Consider the following 19,519-nt stretch of genomic DNA (forward strand, 5'->3'; position numbering starts at 1 on the left):
GGGGACTACTCGGGGGTTTCGTCCAGCGCGTGGCCCACCAGGGCCAGGAGGGTCTCGATCACCGAGATCCGGCGCCGCGCATCCATGATCATGACAGGTATGTGCGCGGGGATCGTGAGCGCCTCCCGCACGTCCGCGGGCTCGAACAGCTCGCTGCCGTCGAAGTGGTTGACCGCGACGACGTACGGCAGTCCGCAGCTCTCGAAGTAGTCCAGCGCGGGGAAGGAGTCCTTCAGCCGGCGGGTGTCGGCGAGGACGACCGCGCCGATCGCGCCGCGCACCAGGTCGTCCCACATGAACCAGAACCGCTGCTGGCCCGGCGTGCCGAACAGGTAGAGCACCAGGTCGTCGTCGAGCGTGATGCGGCCGTAGTCCATCGCGACCGTGGTGGTGGTCTTCGCCGGCGTGCCCGAGAGGTCGTCGGTCTCCGCGCTCGCCTCGGTCATCAGCGCCTCCGTCTGGAGGGGCTCGATCTCGGAGACGGTGCCGACGAGGGTGGTCTTGCCGACGCCGAAACCGCCCGCCACCACGATCTTGGTGGCTATGGGGGCTCGGGTGCGGTCCGTCTGCCAGAGCTGAAGGGGCTCGTCGGGTTCGGGCACGACGAGGGGGGTGACGCCAAAGGAGGAGGCGTCAGAGACGACGGAGTCCACTCAGCACCCTTTCCAGCAGAGCGCGGTCGGGACGGCCCGTACCGTGAGCGGTACCGGTGCCGTACACACGGATCTTTCCCTGGTCCGCGAGGTCGCTGAGCAGCACCCGGACCACACCGAGCGGCATCTTCAGCAGCGCGGCGATCTCGGCCACCGTGCGCATACGGCGGCACAGTTCGACGATGGCCCGAAGTTCCGGCATGACCGTGGACTTGAGGGAGCCGTTCGTCAGTTCCTTGCGCTCCTCGGGGGCTTCGAGGGCCGCCACGAACGTCTCCACGAGGAGGACGTGGCCGAAGCGGGTACGGCCGCCGGTGAGCGAGTAGGGGCGGACGCGGGCGGGCCTGCGGTCGCCGCCGCGGACGGGGAGCTGCTTCTTGTTGACCGGCCCGGTGCTCATCGGCCGCTCCCGGCCGACTCCGACTCCAGCGACTGGCGCAGCTCGCTGCGGAGTTCGGGGGTCAGAACGTGTCCGGCGCGGCCCACGAAGAGGGCCATGTGGTACGCCACCACGCTCATGTCGCAGTCGGCGGAGCCGTGGACGCCGAGCAGGGAGCCGTCGCTGATCGACATCACGAAGAGGCTGCCCTCCTCCATGGCGATCATGGTGTGCTTCACCCCGCCGAAGTCGATCAGTTTGGCGGCGCCGATGGTGAGGCTGCCGATGCCGGAGACGATGGTGGCGAGGTCCGCGGAGGAACCGCGCGGGCCGGTGGGTTTGTCGCTGCGGGACTGGCGGGCCTGGTCGGTGGGGGTGCCCCCGCGCAAGCGCGTTCGCGCGTGGGGGAGGCCGGGGTCCGAGGAGAGCAGGAGCAGGCCGTCGGAGGAGACGACGGCGACGGACTGGATGCCGGGGACCTCCTCCACGAGGTTGGTCAACAGCCAGTGCAGGTTTCGAGCTTCACTGCTCAGTCCGAAGGTACTGGGCGCGGTCAACTGCTTGCCTCCTCGACTGTGCCCCCCGTGTCTTCTTCGGCGTGTGCGTGTGCATCTTGAGGTGAGGCGGGTGCCGGAACCTTGTTCTGGCCCGTCTTCTCCGCGATCTCCGCCTCCACCTCGCGGTAACCGGCCTCCGCCCCCCGGCGGAAGCCGCCCAGACGGCGGCGGAGGGCCTCGGCGTCGACCGAACCGGTCCGCCGGCGCGGGGCCTGGGTGGGAACAGTGATCTTGGGGGTGCGCTTGGGCAGGCCCTTGTCGGTGACGGGGTCTTCGTCGGCGACGAGTGCCTCCGGCGCGTCCGGGACCCGGCTGTGGTCCGTACGGGTCTCGTCGGCGCCGTCGGGACCGGTGGTGCCGTCGGTCCTGCCGGGACCGGTGGTGCCGTCGGTCCTGCCGGGACCGGTGGTGCCGCCCGGGTCGCCGTCCGCCTCCCCGCGCGGGTGCGGGAGCAGGAGTTCCATGGTCGTCTCGGCGGGACGCTCGGGGGCGGAGCGCTCCGCGGCGGAGACCGGGTCCTGCGCGGCGGGACGCTCGGCGGCCCGGGTGTCGTCGGCCGGGGTGTCGGTGGCCGGGTCCTCCCGGGGAGGTTCCTGCGGGGAGTCCTCCGCCTGGCGTACGGCGTTCTCCGCCAGGGCGACCAAGGGGTCGTCGGTGGGCTTGGTGCGGCCGGGGAGGACGTTGGAGTTGGCCTCCGCGTCCGCGCCGGGCAGCGAGAAGGCGTGGCCGGTGGCGGAGGCGGGGGTGGCCGGGGGGACCGCGGCGGCCGGGGCGGCGGCCAGCAGCGCGGTCGGCAGGACGGCGACGGCCGCGGTCCCGCCCTGCTTCTGCTCGCGCAGCGTCACCCGCACCCCGTGCCGGTGGGCGAGCCGGGCCACGACGTACAGGCCGAGGCCGAGGCCGTCCTCGCCCTCCTGGTCGTACGGGGTCTCCGGGTCGAAGTCGGTGAGGCGGGAGTTGAGGCGGACGAGCCGCTCCGCGTCGAGGCCGATGCCCTCGTCCTGGACGGAGAGCATGACCTCGCCGTTCTCCAGGAGCCAGCCGGAGATCTCCACGGGGAGGTCCGGCGGCGAGAACGAGGTGGCGTTCTCCATGAGTTCGGCGAGGAGGTGGCTCAGGTCGTCGGCGGCGAAGCCCGCCACGTGCGCGTGCGGCGGCAGGGAGGCGATGCGGACCCGCTCGTAGCGCTCGATCTCGCTGACCGCCGCCCGGACGACGTCCACCAGCGGGATCGGGCCCGCGTGCTGCTGGACGTGCTCGGTGCCGGCCAGGACGAGGAGGTTCTCGTTGTGGCGGCGCATGACGGTGGCGAAGTGGTCGAGCTTGAAGAGGGTCGCGAGCCGGTCCGGGTCCTGCTCGCGCTCCTCCAGGCTCTCGATGACGGCGAGCTGCCGCTCGACGAGACCGAGGGTGCGCAGCGCGAGGTTGACGAAGGTGCCGCCGATGGCGCCGCGCAGCCGCTCGAGCCGGCCCGCGGAGTCGGCGAGTTCGGCGCGCAGTTCCTCGCGGGCGTCGGCCATCTTCTGCCGCTGCCCGACGAGGTGCTTGCGGTCGGACTCCAGGGTGGTGACCCGCTCCTGGAGGGCGACGGCGTGCTCGTGCAGGGCGTTGACGGACCGGACGACCTGGGCGAACTCGTCGTTGCGGCCGGTGAACCGCACCGGCTCCTCCGCGCCCGGGTTCTCGGCCTCGGCGAGCCGGGCGGAGCCGCGTCGCAGCACCGACAGCGGGAAGGTGAGGCTGCGGGCCATGCCGGTGCTGACGACGACCGCCAGCAGCATCAGGGCGCCGATCAGGGCGACCCGGATCTCCAGCGCGGTGACGTCCTCGTCGCGGAGCCGGGCGAGGTCCTTGGTGCGCTGGTCGTAGAACGAGGACTCGACGCCGCGCATCAGGGCGACCCGGGCGGAGAGCGCGGAGTCCAGCTTCTTGGTGCCGGTCCCGAGCTCGTCGTCGCTCAGGACGGGCTGGTCGGTGAGGTCGGTGAGGTACTTCTCGGCGGTGTCGACCTCGCCGCCGGTGACGTTGGAGTCGTAGGAGTCCACCGCGTCACGCGGGGCGCCCTCGCGGAAGTCGGCGAGGGCCGCGTCGGAGCGCACCCGGGCCTGCTGGGCGGCGGCGGTGAGCGCGTCGCGCACCTTGGCGTCGGCGGCCGAGGAGGTCTTCTCAGTGGTCGTCAGGCCGGTCGCCGGGTCGTAGACGGACTTGGTGCTCGTGGGCACGTTCAGCGCGGCGAGCAGCAGCCCGCGGGCCGCGGAGGCCTGCTGTACGGCGGCGTCGAGCTCGGCGAGGGCGTACGCGCCGGAGCCCGCGCGGGGCGGCATGTCCTCGGCGAGCTTGTCGGCGAGACCGTGCAGGGCGGTGATGACCGCGGAGTACGCCTCGTGCGCCTCCAGGGCGTCGCCGTCACCGGTGATCGCCGAGCCGCGCACGGACGCGAGGGAGTCGAGTGCGGCGCGCAGGGTGGCGGAGAGGTCGGTCTCCTCCAGCTCGCGTGCCTGCCGGTCCACCCGGGCCATGCCGTCCTCGGACGGCGCCGCGGACTTGGGACGGCCGGCCGCGATGTAGGTGGTGACCTCGTCGCGCTCGTCCGCGAGGGACTGGGCGAGGACGAGGGCGTCCTCGGTCTGCTCGGCGAGGGTGACCAGGTCCTGGGAGTCCTTCAGCTGCCCGGAGGCGGTGAGGACGGCGGGGGCGCCGGCTCCGGCGATGGCGGCGGCCACCACGGCGACGGCGACGATCAGCCGGTTGCGTACATGGGTCGGGCGGCCCTTGCCGACAGGGGTGCGCTCCGCGCCCCCCTCGGAGGCCGTCTGCCTGCCTGTGCGCCGAGGCCGCGTCTTCTGCACCGGTGCTCGCATTCCTGACTCGTGTACCCATGGGCCGGATATGACGCCCCGTCAACTGGTGCGTACGCCCGGTTCGGTCCCCGACCCTCCCAGTGCCGGTGGGCAGGGACCGCGCATCGCAGGCCCCGCCACCCGAAGGAGTGAACATCGGAGGGGAGTTGGCGGGCAAGTTCCTCTGGCGTGTGCAGCGCCCTTGCGCGGCAGGCCGGTTGGACGTGGGCGGCGGGCTTTGACAAGATTCGCCGCCATCGGTTCCCCGACCCCTGCATTACCTCCCAAAACAGGCGTCTGACCTGCGGGCCTACGCTTGTTCGGCGAGCGATGCAAGCCTTTTGCGCAGGCTGTGAAGGGGTCGTGCAGACTGGCCGAATGCGTACGGAACTTGTGTCGCGGCCCGGCGATCCGGGCCGCCCCAACGAGGACTTCGCGAGTGTCGGCCTTCCCGCCTGCGGGCAGGGCGGTTCGGTCGTCGTGCTCGACGGAGTGACTCCGCCGCCGGGCGGCGGGGGCTGTCTGCATTCGGTCCCCTGGTTCACGGCACGTCTGGGCGGGGCCCTGACCGAACTGACCGTTTCGGCACCGGATGTTCCGCTGGTCGAGGCCCTCTCCCTCGCCGTTGCGCGTACCGCCGCGGCCCACGCCGAAACCTGTGACCTTTCTCACCCGCGTACCCCGCAGGCGACCGTGGCCGTGGCGCGCTGGTCGACGGAGACGGTGGAGTATCTGGTCCTGTCCGACGCGGTGCTGCTGCTCGCCTCCCCGGACGGCGCGGTGACCCCCGTCCTCGACGACCGGCTGGCCCGGCTCCCGCGCGAGCTCCTCAGGAGCGCCGCGTACGTCGACGGCTCGCTGCGCAACCGGGAGGGCGGCTTCTTCACGGCCGCCGCGGATCCGGCGGTGGCCGCGCGGGCGGTGACCGGGAGCGTGCCGCGCGCCGAGGTGGGCGCCCTGGCCGCGCTCTCGGACGGGGCGGCGCGCTGGACGGAGACCTTCCACGAGGGCGACTGGACGGACCTGTTCGCCCTGGTCCGCGCGCGGGGTGTGGGGGCTCTGGTGGAGCGGGTGAGGGAGCTGGAGCGGGCGGACGGGGCGGCCGGCGCGGACGGCTCCGGGCGGGTGTTCCTGGGGAGCGCGAAGACGCACGACGACGCGACGGGGGTGTACGTCGAGCTCTAGAGCCGCAGAGGCGTGGAGCGTGGAGCCGTGGAGCGTGGAGCCGTGGAGCGTGGAGCCGTGGAGCGTGGAGCCGTGGAGCCCTTACTTCTCCATGCCCCGGTTGAGCTGGTGCAGCAGCCGGGCCAGTTCCGCGACCTCGCGCCGGTCCCAGTCGGAGAAGTGGGTGACGTACCGCTCGCGGCGGGCCTCGCGGACCCGGCCCACCCTGCTGCGGCCCTCCTCCGTGAGGTCGACGAGCCAGGCGCGCCCGTCGGCCGGGTCGGGCTCGCGGGCGATCAGTCCGAGCTGCTCCAGGGCGCGGAGCTGACGGGACATGGTGGCCTTGCCGACGCCGATGTAGGCGGCCAGTTCGGTGGCGCGCTGGCGGCCGCACTCCTCCAGGCGGACGAGGAGGCCGTACGCGGCGGACTCCAGGTCGGGGTGGACCTCGCGGGCCATCTCGCCCTGGTTGGCGCGGGCGCGCCGGAACAGCACCGTGAGCTCCCTCTCCAGGGAGAGGAACTCCCGGTCGTCCTGGTCGACCCCGCGCGGCGTCGGCTCGCCGTTCGCATCCTCGTGCACGTCAGCACACTCCTGTTTCCGCCGGTGCCGGCCCTGGCCGCGGCTCCTCAAGTATTTCGCAGGCAGGGGCCTGCGGCGGTTACCGGGATCCCCGGCCGGCCGCCGGTCCGCGCGCGCAGCCTTCCACGGCGTCCGGGGGCGGGCCCACGGGGCGGGCCGCCGCCGGGGGCGACGGGCGAGGGCCCGGGCCTCCCTCGCGGGGAGCCCGGGCCCTGCCCTCATCCGTCCGCGTCCGTCACGCCGCGGCCGGAACCTCGGGCGACGCGCCGTGCGTGGCGGGCGCGAGCGCCAGTTCCAGGACCTGGCGGACGTCCGTGACGGCGTGGACGTCGAGCTTGTCCAGCACCTCCGCCGGGACGTCGTCCAGGTCGGGTTCGTTCCGCTTGGGGATGACGACGGTCGTCACCCCTGCGCGGTGGGCGGCGAGCAGCTTCTGCTTGACGCCGCCGATCGGCAGCACCCGGCCGGTCAGCGAGACCTCGCCGGTCATCGCCACGTCCGTGCGGACCAGCCGGCCCGACAGCAGGGAGGCGAGGGCCGTCGTCATGGTGACGCCGGCGCTCGGGCCGTCCTTGGGGACCGCGCCCGCCGGGAAGTGGATGTGCACGCCCCGGTCCTTCAGATCGCCGACGGGCAGCTCCAGCTCCGCGCCGTGCGAGCGGAGGAAGGACAGGGCGATCTGCGCGCTCTCCTTCATCACGTCGCCGAGCTGACCGGTCAGGGTCAGCCCCGCCGCGCCGGTCTCCGGGTCGGCCAGGGACGCCTCGACGTAGAGCACGTCCCCGCCCGCGCCGGTGACCGCGAGGCCGGTGGCGACGCCCGGGACGGCCGTACGGCGCTCGGCCGGGTCCTGGGCGGACTCGGGCACATGGTGCGGCCGCCCGATCAGGTCGCGCAGGTCGGCGTCGGTCAGGGTGACCGGCAGCTCCCGCCGGCCCAGTTCGTGCTGGGCGGCGACCTTGCGCAGCAGCCGGGCGATGGACCGCTCCAGGGTGCGCACGCCCGCCTCGCGCGTGTACTCGCCGGCGAGCTTGCGCAGCGCGCTCTCGTCCAGGACGACCTCGTCCTCGTTCAGTCCGGCCCGCTCGAGCTGGCGCGGGAGCAGGTGGTCGCGGGCGATGACGACCTTCTCGTCCTCGGTGTAGCCGTCGAGGCGGACCAGCTCCATACGGTCGAGCAGGGCCTCCGGGATGGCCTCCAGGACGTTGGCGGTGGCGAGGAACACGACGTCGGACAGGTCCAGCTCGACCTCCAGGTAGTGGTCCCGGAAGGTGTGGTTCTGCGCCGGGTCGAGGACCTCGAGCAGGGCCGCCGCCGGGTCGCCCCGGAAGTCGGAGCCCACCTTGTCGATCTCGTCGAGCAGCACGACCGGGTTCATCGACCCGGCCTCCTTGATCGCCCGCACGATCCGGCCGGGCAGCGCGCCGACGTACGTACGGCGGTGGCCGCGGATCTCGGCCTCGTCGCGGACGCCGCCGAGGGCGACACGGACGAACTTGCGCCCCATGGCGTGGGCGACGCTCTCCCCCAAACTGGTCTTTCCGACACCGGGCGGGCCGACCAGTGCGAGAACGGCACCGCCGCGCCGGCCACCCACGACTCCGAGGCCGCGCTCGCTGCGCCGCTTGCGCACGGCCAGGTACTCGGTGATGCGCTCCTTCACGTCCTCCAGCCCGGCGTGCTCGGCGTCGAGGACGGCCTGGGCGCCCCGGATGTCGTACGCGTCCTCGGTCCGTTCGTCCCACGGCAGTTCGAGGACGGTGTCCAGCCAGGTGCGGATCCAGGAGCCCTCGGGCGACTGGTCGCTGGACCGCTCGAGCTTGTCGACCTCCTTGAGGGCGGCCTCGCGGACCTTCTCGGGCAGGTCGGCGGCCTCGACGCGGGCGCGGTAGTCGTCGGACTCCTCGCCCTCCTGCTCGCCGTTGAGCTCGCGCAGTTCCTTGCGCACGGCGTCGAGCTGCCGGCGCAGCAGGAACTCCCGCTGCTGCTTGTCGACGCCCTCCTGGACGTCCTTGGCGATGGTCTCGGCGACGTCCTGCTCGGCGAGGTGGTCGCGCAGTTGCTGGGTGGCGAGCTTGAGGCGGGCCACCGGGTCGGCGGTCTCCAGCAGCTCCACCTTCTGCTCGGTGGTCAGGAACGGCGAGTAGCCGGAGTTGTCGGCGAGCGCGGAGACGTCGTCGATGGCCTGGACACGGTCGACGACCTGCCAGGCGCCGCGCTTGCGCAGCCAGGCGGTGGCGAGCGCCTTGTACTCCTTGACCAGGTCGGCGACCTGGCCGGGCAGCGGCTCGGGCACGCTCTGGTCGATCCTCGTCCCCTCGACCCACAGGGCGGCGCCCGGTCCGGTCGTCCCGGCGCCGATCTGCACGCGGCCACGGCCGCGGATCAGCGCGCCCGGGTCGCCGTCGGCCAGCCGGCCGACCTGTTCGACGGTGCCGAGCACACCCGTGCTCGCGTACGTCCCGTCGATGCGCGGCACCAGCAGCACGCGTGGTTTGCCGCCCTCGGAACGGGCGGCGGCCTGGGCGGCCTCCACCGCGGCGCGTACGTCGGTGTCGTTGAGGTCCAGCGGAACCACCATGCCGGGGAGCACGACCTCGTCGTCGAGCGGCAGTACGGGCAGGGTGAGCGGTGCGGACGTCGAAGCCATGATCTCCCCTTCGGCAGTCAAGTTGAGTTATGCCGACTCAATGCGCAGGAGCCCGCGAATGTTCCCCGAGGTGCACCGCGTTCGCTGTGGGCGATCAACAAGCCCACCCCCGGGCGCACAGCCGTACGCCCGGGCGCTCGGGGGCGCGCCGAGCGGTCCCGCACGACCGGACGCGCCTCCCCGCTCCCGCCTTCCCTCCCCTCACCCACCCACTTCCGGCATTCAGCCCGAAGCCACCCCACCCCGCGACCACAATGCGCGTATGACCGATGACTGGAAGCGACGACTCGACGCGCTCCACGCGGATCTCGTGCGCCGGGACGACCCCGTCGCCTGGGTGATGGAGGCGGACGCCGTGGAGGCCTCCCGGCGCTACCCGCACATCGCGCTGCGCGGGCCCGTCTTCGGTGTCGCCGTCCGGGACCCGGCCTGCGCCGAACCCCGCTGGCGGCTGCTGAAGCCGGTGGTGGACGGCATGCCCCAGCAGGCCCGGGACGGTCTGAACTCGCACCTGTGGTTCTCGGCGAAGGACGGCACCGACGACCCGGCCGTGCGGCGCGCGCTGCTCGCGGCGGTCGCGCTGCTGGAGCGGGACCCGGCCGACGAGGTGGAGGCGCTGGGCGTGCGCTACCGCGTCGTACGCGGCGACGAGTTCGCGCGGACCGGCGACGACGGTCTGGAGCCGCCCCGCCCCACCGATCCGGAGCCGGTGTCCCCGTCCTGGGAGGAGCGGGCCGGCGTCGACTCCCCGGACGTGGGCTACGCCCTGGACCCCGGCCGGGACGAGGGTCCGATGGCGGGCGCCCTGCGGCTGGGGCTGCGCGACTTCGTGTACGCGGGGACCCGCTTCCCCGACGACGTACTCGCCGACTCCGCGCGGGCGGCCCGCAGCCACCCGGACGTGGTGCGGCTGCCCGTCGGCTTCGCGGTGGCCGAGCGCGGCGTCGCCGGCTGGGCCCCGTGCGGCTCCCTGCATCCGACCCCGCACGACGCCCGCCGCTCGCTGTACGACGGGATGTCCCGCGTCTGGGCGATGCTGTACCGCTTCGACGACCGCAGGAAGGCCCGTTACGCCCGCGCCGCCGAGGCGTTCCGGGCGGCGGGGCGGGCCGACGAGGCGAGCGTGGAGGACCGGCTGTTCCGGGTCTGCCGTGTCGAACGCATGATCCGGATGGGCCCCGACGGTCCGGAGCCGCCCCGCCCGTCGGACGTCGACGAGTACGGCCCCATGAAGATCCACCCGACCCTGCGGGAGGACGGCACCGTCCGCTACGACGACTGACGCCTGGCGACGGGCCGGTCGCCATACCTTCGCAAGCCGTCCGTCGCATCCCCGCAACAGAACTCACAGGCAACTCACGCACACTGCAAGCCGATTCACAGTGAGCGCGCCGCCCGAGACTCGGGCACAACGGGGCCGGGGGGACAGATGAGCGACACGCCCGAGACACCGGGAGTGCGACGACCGGGCCGCCGCGCCCTCGTCGCCGGGGCGACCGCGATCGCGGCGGCGGTCACCACCACGGTGGCCGTCCGCGCGAGCCGTACGCCTGCCGGGCGGACGCCCGCCGCGGCCACCCCCGCGCCGGCCGCACACCGAAGCGCGACCCCCGCCCCTTCCCCCATCCCGCGCCCGCGTTCGGACCACCGCCCGAACATCCTCCTCGTCCTCACCGACGACCAGCCCAAGGACACCGACTGGGCGCTGCGGCAGACCATCGACTGGCTCGGCCGCGACGGCGTCACCTTCGAGCGCGCGCACGCCAACACCCCGCTGTGCGCGCCGTCCCGGGCGTCCATCATGTCCGGCCGGTACGCCCACCACCACGGCGTCCTCGACACCCGCCACCCCTACCACCTCGACCAGCACAGCACCGTCCAGCGGCAGTTGCGGGAGGCCGGCTACCGCACCGGCCTGTTCGGCAAGTACCTCAACCACTGGCACCCCGCCGACAACCCGCCCCACTTCGACGAGTGGCTCCTGCAGGAACCGGTCGCCTACACCGACGGCCACTACAACGACGGCGGCACCGTCCGGACCGTCCCCGGCTACAACACCACCGTCATCAAGGACCGCGCCCTCGCCTTCATCGAGAAGTCCCGCACGGACGGGCGCCCCTGGTTCGCGTACGTCGCCACCCGCGCGGCGCACGAGGTGAACATCCCGGACCGGCCGTACGCCCACACGCGCGTGCCCTCCTGGAAGGGCCGCCCGTCGGTGTTCGAGACGGGCAAGCCGGACAAGCCGGCGTTCCTGCAGACCGCGAACCACTCCTTCGCCGAGGGCCGGGCCCTGCGCACCCGCCAGCTGCGCACCCTGCTCTCCGTGGACGACGCGATGCGCGACTTCCACGACAGGCTGCGCGAGCTGGGTCAGCTGGAGAACACCCTGGTGCTCTTCACCAGCGACCACGGTCTGGCCTGGGGCGACCACGGCTGGCTGCGCAAGTCGGTGCCCTACCGGCCGAGCCTGGAAGTGCCGTTCCTGATGTCCTGGCCGGCCGGCGGCCTCACCCCGGGCGGCCGGGACGACCGCCTCACCTGCCATGTCGACATCGCGCCCACCCTCCTGGCGGCGGCCGGCGTCACCGCCGACACCCCGCACGACGGCCACTCCCTGCTCGACCCCCGCAACGACCGCCACCACGTCCTCGCCGAGTGGTGGTGGAACCGCCAGGACAAGGTCCCGATCCACACCTGGGCCTCGTACGTGGGCAAGAACGAGCAGTACACGGAGTACTACCGCGGCCGTCTGGGCCGCGACGGCCGCCCCCGGGGCTCCGGCGAGGTCCTCTTCCGCGAGTACTACGACCTGCGCACAGACCCCTACCAGCTCACCAACCTCCTGCACGGAGCAGGCCCCGAGGACGAACGGAGACTGGGCATCCCGGCCCTGGCCAGGGGGCTGGCGGCGGCACGAGCGGCTTAGTTCCGGTCGTCGGCCCTCTCCCGGCTCCACCGCCGTACCCACGGCCAGGTCCCGACGCCGATCGACAGGGCGATCAGGTGCCCCCAGTTGGTCAGGGGGTCGGTGAAGGCGATCAGATCCTGGAGCAGCATGCCGCCGAAGGCGAGGAGCAGGGGCCATCGCAGCCAGGGGCGGAGCAGTCCGGCGAGGGCGCCCACGCTCGCGGCGACGCCGAAGCTGATGCCGTAGTCGAGTCGGTGCAGGGAACTGTCGGGCAGATGGCCCACGAGGACGGCGAGGCCGACCGGGACCTCCGTCGCGAGGGTCGCGAGGACATGGCCGAGCAGGAAGACGACGGCCGTGCGGGCGCCGCCGACGCGCCGCTCCAGCGCGGTGAGGACGATCAGGAAGCCGAGCGTGAAGGGCGAGGCGAGACCGCCGGCCACCCACAGCGCGCTGGCGATCAGCACCAGCACCGGGGTGCGCAGCAGATGGGCCACGTCGGTGCTGGAGCCCTGGTGGAGTGCGTGCACGAGGTCCGGGTCGGCGTGCGCGGCGACGTACGAGGTGACGGCGAGGACGGCGGCGTAGGACAGGGTGAAGGGGACGGGGATCCGGGGCGGGCGCAGGCGCCCGGCACGCGGGCCCTCCTCGACGGGCCGGGTGACCGGCCGCGGGGCGCGCTGGCCGGGGACGCCGTCCAGGAGTCCGGAGAGGTCGGCGAGGGGCGGGCCCGTACGGGCCACCGTGGGTTCCACCGGGAGTCGCTCCTTCCGTTTCACCCCACCCTTCGTGGCCGACCTGTGCCGTGTCTGTGACCGGGGCCACCCGGAGCCCGATTCACAGGAAGCTCTGAGAGTCCCGGGGGCTTCACGACATCCAGCGCACAGACGTTCGTCAACGTCACACCCAGCTCACGCCCCCCGTCCGACCGGCCGTCTTTCGAATACGTCAACAGGCCGTCAGGAAAGTGCCAAGATGGGCCGATGCCCAGTTCGTACGACATCCCCGACGCACCCGTGGTACTCGACCGTCGCGAGGGGCCCCACGGCGAGGTCGTGCTGCGCCGGCACGGCGAACTGCTGCAGATCATCGCCAACGGCTGCTTCCTGATGGACACCTCGGACGGCCGCTCGGAGCGGCTGCTCGTCGACGCCGCGCTGGCCGCGCTGGACGGCAGACCCGCACCGAAGCTGCTGATCGGCGGCCTGGGCGTCGGTTTCTCGCTCGCGCACGCCGCCGCCGATCCGCGCTGGGGCGCGATCACCGTCGTCGAGCGGGAGCGGGCCGTCGTCGACTGGCATCACGACGGGCCGCTCGGGGAACTCTCCGCGCGGGCCCTCGCCGATCCCCGCACGACGATCGTGGAAACGGACCTGCTTGATCACCTCCGTGAGACGTGCGACACGTTCGACGCGATGTGCCTGGACATCGACAACGGGCCCGGCTGGACCGTCACCGAGGGCAACGACGGTCTGTACTCGCCGGCCGGACTCACCGACTGCGCAAGGGTGTTGACACCGGGTGGTGTCCTGGCCGTCTGGTCCGCCCAACCCTCTCCGGAATTCGAGGGAACCTTGCGGAATGCCGGGTTCCAGCAGGTGCGTACCGAAGAGATCCCGGTTGCCCGAGGCGTGCCGGACGTCGTGCACCTCGCCGTCCGCCCCGCCGTCGGGCCTGGATAGCAATGCGTCGGTGACTCCGGGTACGTTGCATCCCTGACGCCGATCATTTACGCGTCAACCGCAGTCATGCGCAGACAAGGGATCACCCCACTGGTTCCGGAAAGCACACTCAGGGGCGGGCGATGGAGACGACACACACCTCGCACAACGGCACGACGACGGCGACCCCGGGCGCACAGCGGCGCGTCCTGGTGGTCGAGGACGATCCGACCATCGTCGACGCCATCGCGGCCCGCCTGCGCGCGGAGGGATTCCTCGTGCAAACGGCGGGCGACGGTCCGGCGGCCGTCGACACCGCCGAGGCCTGGCAGCCCGATCTGCTGATCCTCGACATCATGCTGCCCGGCTTCGACGGTCTGGAGGTCTGCCGCCGGGTGCAGGCCGCCCGTCCGGTGCCGGTGCTCATGCTCACTGCCCGCGACGACGAGACCGACATGCTGGTCGGGCTCGGCGTGGGCGCCGACGACTACATGACCAAGCCGTTCTCGATGCGGGAGCTGGCCGCACGCGTGCACGTCCTGCTGCGCCGGGTGGAGCGCGCCGCGATCGCGGCCACCACGCCCCGCAGCGGCATCCTGCGCCTCGGCGAGCTGGAGATCGACCACGCGCAGCGCCGGGTACGGGTGCGCTCGGAGGACGTGCACCTCACGCCCACGGAGTTCGACCTGCTGGTCTGCCTGGCGAACACCCCGCGCGCGGTGCTCTCCCGTGAGCAGCTCCTCGCCGAGGTCTGGGACTGGGCGGACGCCTCCGGCACCCGTACGGTCGACAGCCACATCAAGGCGCTGCGCCGGAAGATCGGCGCCGAGCGGATCCGCACGGTGCACGGCGTGGGCTACGCGCTGGAGACCCCGACGCCATGAGCGGCGCGGACGGACCGAGAGGCCCCGGCTCGACCTCGGGCGAGCCCTGGGGCGGGGTACGCCCGTTCTCGATCAAGACCAAGCTGGGCGCGCTGGTCGTCATCTCGGTCCTGATCACCACGGGTCTGTCGATGATCGCGGTGCACACCAAGACGGAGATCCGCTTCATCACGGTCTTCTCGATGATCGCCACACTGCTGATTACGCAGTTCGTGGCGCATTCGCTCACCGCGCCGCTGGACGAGATGAACGCGGTCGCACGCTCCATCTCGCACGGTGACTACACCCGCCGGGTCCGTGAGAACCGCCGGGACGAGCTGGGCGACCTCGCCCAGACGATCAACGTGATGGCGGACGAGCTGGAGGCGCAGGACGCCCACCGCAAGGAGCTCGTCGCCAATGTCTCGCACGAGCTGCGCACCCCGATCGCGGGTCTGCGCGCCGTCCTGGAGAACGTGGTCGACGGCATCGCCGAGGCCGACCCCGAGACGATGCGCACGGCCCTGAAGCAGACCGAGCGGCTCGGCCGGCTGGTGGAGACGCTGCTGGACCTGTCCCGCCTCGACAACGGCGTCGTCCCACTGCGCAAGCGGCGTTTCGAGGTGTGGCCGTATCTGTCGGGCGTGCTGAAGGAGGCCAACATGGTCGCCTCGGCGCGGGCGACCATGGGCTCGGGCGGCAGCCACACGCGCACGGACGTCCATCTACACCTGGACGTCTGCCCGCCGGAGCTGACCGTGCACGCGGATCCGGAGCGCATCCACCAGGTCGTGGCGAACCTGATCGACAACGCGGTCAAGCACAGTCCGCCGCACGGACGGGTGACGGTGAAGGCGCGGCGCGGGAGCCAGCCGGACTCGCTGGAGCTGGAGGTCCTGGACGAGGGCCCCGGCATACCGCGCTCGGAGTGGCACCGCGTCTTCGAGCGGTTCAACCGGGGAGCCGTCCGCCGGCCGCACGGCCCGGGCAGCGACGGCGGTACGGGGCTGGGACTGGCGATCGCCCGGTGGGCGGTCGATCTGCACGGCGGACGGATCGGAGTGGCCGAATCCGAGCGGGGTTGCCGGATTCTTATCACTCTTCCGGGAGAGCCTTCTCTTCAAAGTTGACGTAAAGTGCGAACCGGAGCCACAAGATCCACCGGCTGTCCGCCTCGTCGGACACGTGTGATCAGGCGCAGGGCCGGTGCAGGTCGGCACCGGTTCGCAGGGGGTCCGCACGGTTGCTGTGCGCGACCTGTCCCCACGCACCCTTTTCTGAGCGCAACCGCGCTTGTTTCCCGCCATTTCAACCCCCGAAACACGCTTTCCGATGTGACTTACGCGACGATGGACCGGCTCGACCTGACCTTCGTGCTCTTGGGGGCGTAGCCTTTATTCCCGCTGTCCATCACCTTGTGAAGCGGAAGAGGGCGGTTGCCGCCGTGTCGCCACAGTCCCCCAGTAACGCATCGAGCATCTCGACCGACGCAGACCAAGCGGGCAAGAACCCCGCTGCCGCGTTCGGCCCGAACGAGTGGCTCGTCGACGAGATCTATCAGCAGTACCTCCAGGACCCGAATTCGGTAGACCGTGCCTGGTGGGACTTCTTCGCCGACTACAAGCCGGGCGCGGCCTCCGCCCCGGCTCCGGCGGGTACTGCGGCCGCGGGGGCCGCAGCCACCACCACGCCCCCGGCGCCCGCCGCACCGGCCGCCCCGGCTCCCGTGCCGGCCCCGGCCGCCGCCCCGAAGCCCGCGGCCGCCGCGCCCGCTCCGGCCGCGCCCGCGCCCGCTCCGGCGAAGGCAGCCCCGGCGCCCGCGAAGCCGGCCGCCGCCGCTCCTCAGGCCACCGCCACGGCGCCCGAGGGCCCCGAGCTGATCACGCTGCGCGGCCCGGCCGCCGCGGTCGCCAAGAACATGAACGCCTCCCTGGAGCTGCCGACCGCCACCTCGGTCCGCGCGGTCCCGGTGAAGCTGCTGTTCGACAACCGCATCGTCATCAACAACCACCTCAAGCGCGCCCGGGGCGGGAAGATCTCCTTCACGCACCTGATCGGCTTCGCGATGGTGCAGGCCATCAAGGCCATGCCGTCGATGAACTGGCACTACGCGGAGAAGGACGGGAAGCCCACCCTCGTCAAGCCGCCGCACGTCAACTTCGGTCTCGCCATCGACCTGGTGAAGCCCAACGGCGACCGTCAGCTCGTCGTCGCCGGCATCAAGAAGGCCGAGACGCTGAACTTCTTCGAGTTCTGGCAGGCCTACGAGGACATCGTCCGCCGCGCCCGCGACGGCAAGCTGACGATGGACGACTTCACCGGTGTCACGGTCTCCCTGACCAACCCCGGCGGCCTCGGCACCGTCCACTCCGTGCCGCGTCTGATGCCCGGCCAGTCCGTCATCATGGGCGTCGGCTCCATGGACTACCCGGCGGAGTTCCAGGGCACCAGCCAGGACACCCTGAACAAGCTCGGCATCTCGAAGGTCATGACGCTCACGTCGACCTACGACCACCGGGTCATCCAGGGCGCCGCCTCCGGCGAGTTCCTGCGGATCGTCGCGAACTTCCTCCTCGGCGAGCAGGGCTTCTACGACGACATCTTCGAGGCGCTGCGCATCCCCTACGAGCCGGTCCGCTGGCTCAAGGACATCGACGCCAGCCACGACGACGACGTCACCAAGGCCGCCCGGGTCTTCGAGCTGATCCACTCCTACCGGGTCCGCGGCCACGTCATGGCCGACACCGACCCGCTGGAGTACCGCCAGCGCAAGCACCCCGACCTGGACATCACCGAGCACGGCCTCACCCTGTGGGACCTGGAGCGCGAGTTCGCCGTCGGCGGCTTCGCCGGCAAGTCCCTGATGAAGCTGCGCGACATCCTCGGCGTGCTGCGCGACTCGTACTGCCGCACCACCGGCATCGAGTTCATGCACATCCAGGACCCGAAGCAGCGCCGCTGGATCCAGGACCGCATCGAGCGCGCGCACACCAAGCCGGAGCGCGAGGAGCAGCTGCGCATCCTGCGCCGGCTGAACGCCGCCGAGGCCTTCGAGACCTTCCTGCAGACGAAGTACGTCGGCCAGAAGCGCTTCTCCCTGGAGGGCGGCGAGTCCGTCATCCCGCTCCTCGACGCGGTCATCGACAGCGCCGCGGAGTCCCGCCTGGACGAGGTCGTCATCGGCATGGCCCACCGCGGCCGGCTGAACGTCCTGGCCAACATCGTCGGCAAGTCGTACGCGCAGATCTTCCGCGAGTTCGAGGGCAACCTCGACCCGAAGTCGATGCACGGCTCCGGCGACGTGAAGTACCACCTGGGCGCCGAGGGCACCTTCACCGGCCTCGACGGCGAGCAGATCAAGGTCTCCCTGGCCGCCAACCCGTCCCACCTGGAGACGGTCGACCCGGTCATCGAGGGCATCACCCGCGCCAAGCAGGACATCATCAACAAGGGCGGCACGGACTTCACCGTCCTGCCGGTGGCCCTGCACGGCGACGCGGCCTTCGCGGGCCAGGGCGTGGTGGCCGAGACCCTGAACATGTCGCAGCTGCGCGGCTACCGCACCGGCGGCACGGTCCACATCGTCATCAACAACCAGGTCGGCTTCACCGCGGCCCCCGAGTCCTCGCGTTCCTCCATGTACGCGACGGACGTGGCCCGCATGATCGAGGCCCCGATCTTCCACGTCAACGGCGACGACCCCGAGGCCGTCGTCCGGGTCGCCCGGCTGGCCTTCGAGTTCCGCCAGGCGTTCAACAAGGACGTGGTGATCGACCTCATCTGCTACCGCCGCCGCGGTCACAACGAGTCGGACAACCCGGCCTTCACCCAGCCGCTGATGTACGACCTGATCGACAAGAAGCGCTCGGTGCGCAAGCTCTACACCGAGTCCCTGATCGGTCGCGGCGACATCACCCTGGAAGAGGCCGAGCAGGCCCTGCAGGACTACCAGGGCCAGCTGGAGAAGGTCTTCACGGAGGTCCGCGAGGCCACCGCGCAGCCCGCCCCCGGCGACTCCCACGACCCGCAGGACGGCTTCCCCGTCGCGGTCCCGACCGCGGTCTCCGCCGAGGTCGTCAAGCGCATCGCCGAGTCCCAGGTCAACATCCCCGACTACTTCCACGTGCACCCGCGTCTGCTGCCGCAGCTGCAGCGCCGTGCGGCGATGGTCGAGGACGGCACGATCGACTGGGGCATGGGCGAGACCCTCGCGGTCGGCTCCCTCCTCCTGGAGGGCACCCCGGTCCGTCTGTCCGGCCAGGACTCCCAGCGGGGCACCTTCGGCCAGCGCCACGCGGTCCTCATCGACCGTGAGACGGGCGAGGAGCACACCCCGCTCCAGTACCTCGCCGAGGACCAGGCCCGCTACAACGTCTACAACTCCCTGCTGTCCGAGTACGCGGTCATGGGCTTCGAGTACGGCTACTCGCTGGCCCGCCCCGACGCGCTCGTGATGTGGGAGGCGCAGTTCGGCGACTTCGTCAACGGCGCGCAGACGGTGGTCGACGAGTACATCTCGGCGGCCGAGCAGAAGTGGGGCCAGACCAGCGGCGTCACCCTGCTGCTCCCGCACGGCTACGAGGGCCAGGGCCCGGACCACTCCTCGGCCCGTGTCGAGCGCTTCCTCCAGCTCTGCGCCCAGAACAACATGACGGTCGCCATGCCGACCCTGCCGTCGAACTACTTCCACCTCCTGCGGTGGCAGGTGCACAACCCGCACCACAAGCCGCTGGTCGTCTTCACCCCGAAGTCGATGCTGCGCCTGAAGGCCGCGGCCTCGAAGGCGGAGGAGTTCACCTCGGGCCAGTTCCGGCCCGTCATCGGCGACACCTCGGTCGAGCCGAACGCGGTCAAGAAGGTCGTCTTCTGCGCCGGCAAGGTCTACTACGACCTGGACGCCGAGCGTCAGAAGCGCGGTGTCACGGACACGGCGATCATCCGCCTCGAGCGCCTCTACCCGCTGCCGGGTGCCGAGGTCCAGGCGGAGGTCAACAAGTACCCGAACGCCGAGAAGTACCTGTGGGCCCAGGAGGAGCCGGCGAACCAGGGTGCCTGGCCGTTCATCGCGCTCAACCTGATCGACCACCTCGACCTGGCGGTCGGCGCCGACGTCCCGCACGGCGAGCGTCTGCGCCGCATCTCGCGGCCGCACGGCTCGTCCCCGGCCGTCGGCTCCGCCAAGCGCCACCAGGCGGAGCAGGAGCAGCTCGTGCGTGAGGTGTTCGAGGCGTGAGCCTCTGACCCATCGTCACAAGAGCC

14 protein-coding genes are annotated in these 19,519 nt (G+C 71.8%); 7 read left to right on the top strand and 7 right to left on the bottom strand.

Annotated elements, in window-relative coordinates; all coding sequences use genetic code 11:
• Positions 1–5: 5 nt before the first annotated feature.
• From OG852_RS17055 to OG852_RS17070, 4 genes are read right to left on the bottom strand one after another with little or no spacing between them, the layout of a single operon-like run.
• A complete protein-coding gene (locus tag OG852_RS17055; RefSeq protein WP_330348376.1) occupies positions 6–653 on the bottom strand; it encodes a GTP-binding protein in 648 nt (215 codons plus the stop codon).
• Positions 634–1,053 carry a DUF742 domain-containing protein gene (locus tag OG852_RS17060; protein ID WP_133912446.1) on the bottom strand — a complete coding sequence of 140 codons (420 nt, stop codon included), beginning with the start codon at positions 1,051–1,053 and terminating at the stop codon, positions 634–636. Before OG852_RS17060 ends, OG852_RS17055 begins: the two co-directional genes overlap by 20 nt.
• On the bottom strand, positions 1,050–1,589 hold the full coding sequence (locus OG852_RS17065; RefSeq protein WP_330348377.1) for a roadblock/LC7 domain-containing protein: 540 nt from the start codon (positions 1,587–1,589) through the stop codon (positions 1,050–1,052). The genes OG852_RS17060 and OG852_RS17065 overlap by 4 nt, the downstream gene beginning before the upstream one ends.
• Positions 1,586–4,438, bottom strand: coding sequence for a sensor histidine kinase (locus OG852_RS17070; protein ID WP_330348378.1), 2,853 nt, complete (start codon positions 4,436–4,438; stop codon positions 1,586–1,588). The genes OG852_RS17065 and OG852_RS17070 overlap by 4 nt, the downstream gene beginning before the upstream one ends.
• A gap of 369 nt (positions 4,439–4,807) precedes the next feature.
• On the opposite strand from OG852_RS17070, the gene OG852_RS17075 reads away from it, so the two are divergent.
• The gene (locus OG852_RS17075; protein ID WP_133912449.1) at positions 4,808–5,614 is read left to right on the top strand and encodes a hypothetical protein; all 807 of its coding nucleotides are present in this window, start codon (positions 4,808–4,810) and stop codon (positions 5,612–5,614) included.
• 81 nt (positions 5,615–5,695) lie between these two features.
• Here the strand turns inward: OG852_RS17075 and OG852_RS17080 are convergent, their stop codons facing one another.
• Positions 5,696–6,175, bottom strand: coding sequence for a MarR family winged helix-turn-helix transcriptional regulator (locus OG852_RS17080; protein WP_133912450.1), 480 nt, complete (start codon positions 6,173–6,175; stop codon positions 5,696–5,698).
• A gap of 235 nt (positions 6,176–6,410) precedes the next feature.
• Complete coding sequence (gene lon, locus OG852_RS17085; protein WP_330348379.1) at positions 6,411–8,825, bottom strand: endopeptidase La; 2,415 nt, start codon at positions 8,823–8,825, stop codon at positions 6,411–6,413.
• A gap of 262 nt (positions 8,826–9,087) precedes the next feature.
• Here lon and OG852_RS17090 point away from each other — a divergent pair, with 262 nt between their 5' ends.
• Positions 9,088–10,107: a DUF5954 family protein gene (locus OG852_RS17090; protein ID WP_133912452.1), complete on the top strand. Its 1,020-nt coding sequence runs from the start codon at positions 9,088–9,090 to the stop codon at positions 10,105–10,107.
• Between the two features lie 147 nt (positions 10,108–10,254).
• Complete coding sequence (locus OG852_RS17095; RefSeq protein WP_330348380.1) at positions 10,255–11,754, top strand: sulfatase family protein; 1,500 nt, start codon at positions 10,255–10,257, stop codon at positions 11,752–11,754.
• Here OG852_RS17095 and OG852_RS17100 read toward each other — a convergent pair.
• Positions 11,751–12,491, bottom strand: a complete 741-nt coding sequence (locus tag OG852_RS17100; RefSeq protein ID WP_330348381.1) for a rhomboid-like protein — start codon at positions 12,489–12,491, stop codon at positions 11,751–11,753. The genes OG852_RS17095 and OG852_RS17100 overlap by 4 nt on opposite strands.
• A 228-nt stretch (positions 12,492–12,719) precedes the next feature.
• On the opposite strand from OG852_RS17100, the gene OG852_RS17105 reads away from it, so the two are divergent.
• The 4 genes from OG852_RS17105 to OG852_RS17120 all read left to right on the top strand — a co-directional run bounded on the left by OG852_RS17105 (position 12,720) and on the right by OG852_RS17120 (position 19,493).
• Positions 12,720–13,418, top strand: coding sequence for a spermidine synthase (locus OG852_RS17105; RefSeq protein WP_133912455.1), 699 nt, complete (start codon positions 12,720–12,722; stop codon positions 13,416–13,418).
• A 122-nt stretch (positions 13,419–13,540) separates the two neighbouring features.
• The gene (locus tag OG852_RS17110; protein ID WP_133912456.1) at positions 13,541–14,281 is read left to right on the top strand and encodes a response regulator transcription factor; all 741 of its coding nucleotides are present in this window, start codon (positions 13,541–13,543) and stop codon (positions 14,279–14,281) included.
• Positions 14,278–15,390, top strand: coding sequence for a sensor histidine kinase (locus OG852_RS17115; RefSeq protein ID WP_133912457.1), 1,113 nt, complete (start codon positions 14,278–14,280; stop codon positions 15,388–15,390). Before OG852_RS17110 ends, OG852_RS17115 begins: the two co-directional genes overlap by 4 nt.
• Before the next feature lie 314 nt (positions 15,391–15,704).
• Positions 15,705–19,493, top strand: coding sequence for a multifunctional oxoglutarate decarboxylase/oxoglutarate dehydrogenase thiamine pyrophosphate-binding subunit/dihydrolipoyllysine-residue succinyltransferase subunit (locus tag OG852_RS17120; protein WP_133912458.1), 3,789 nt, complete (start codon positions 15,705–15,707; stop codon positions 19,491–19,493).
• Positions 19,494–19,519 lie beyond the last annotated feature (26 nt).

This window comes from Streptomyces sp. NBC_00582, from assembly GCF_036345155.1.
Lineage (GTDB): Bacteria > Actinomycetota > Actinomycetes > Streptomycetales > Streptomycetaceae > Streptomyces.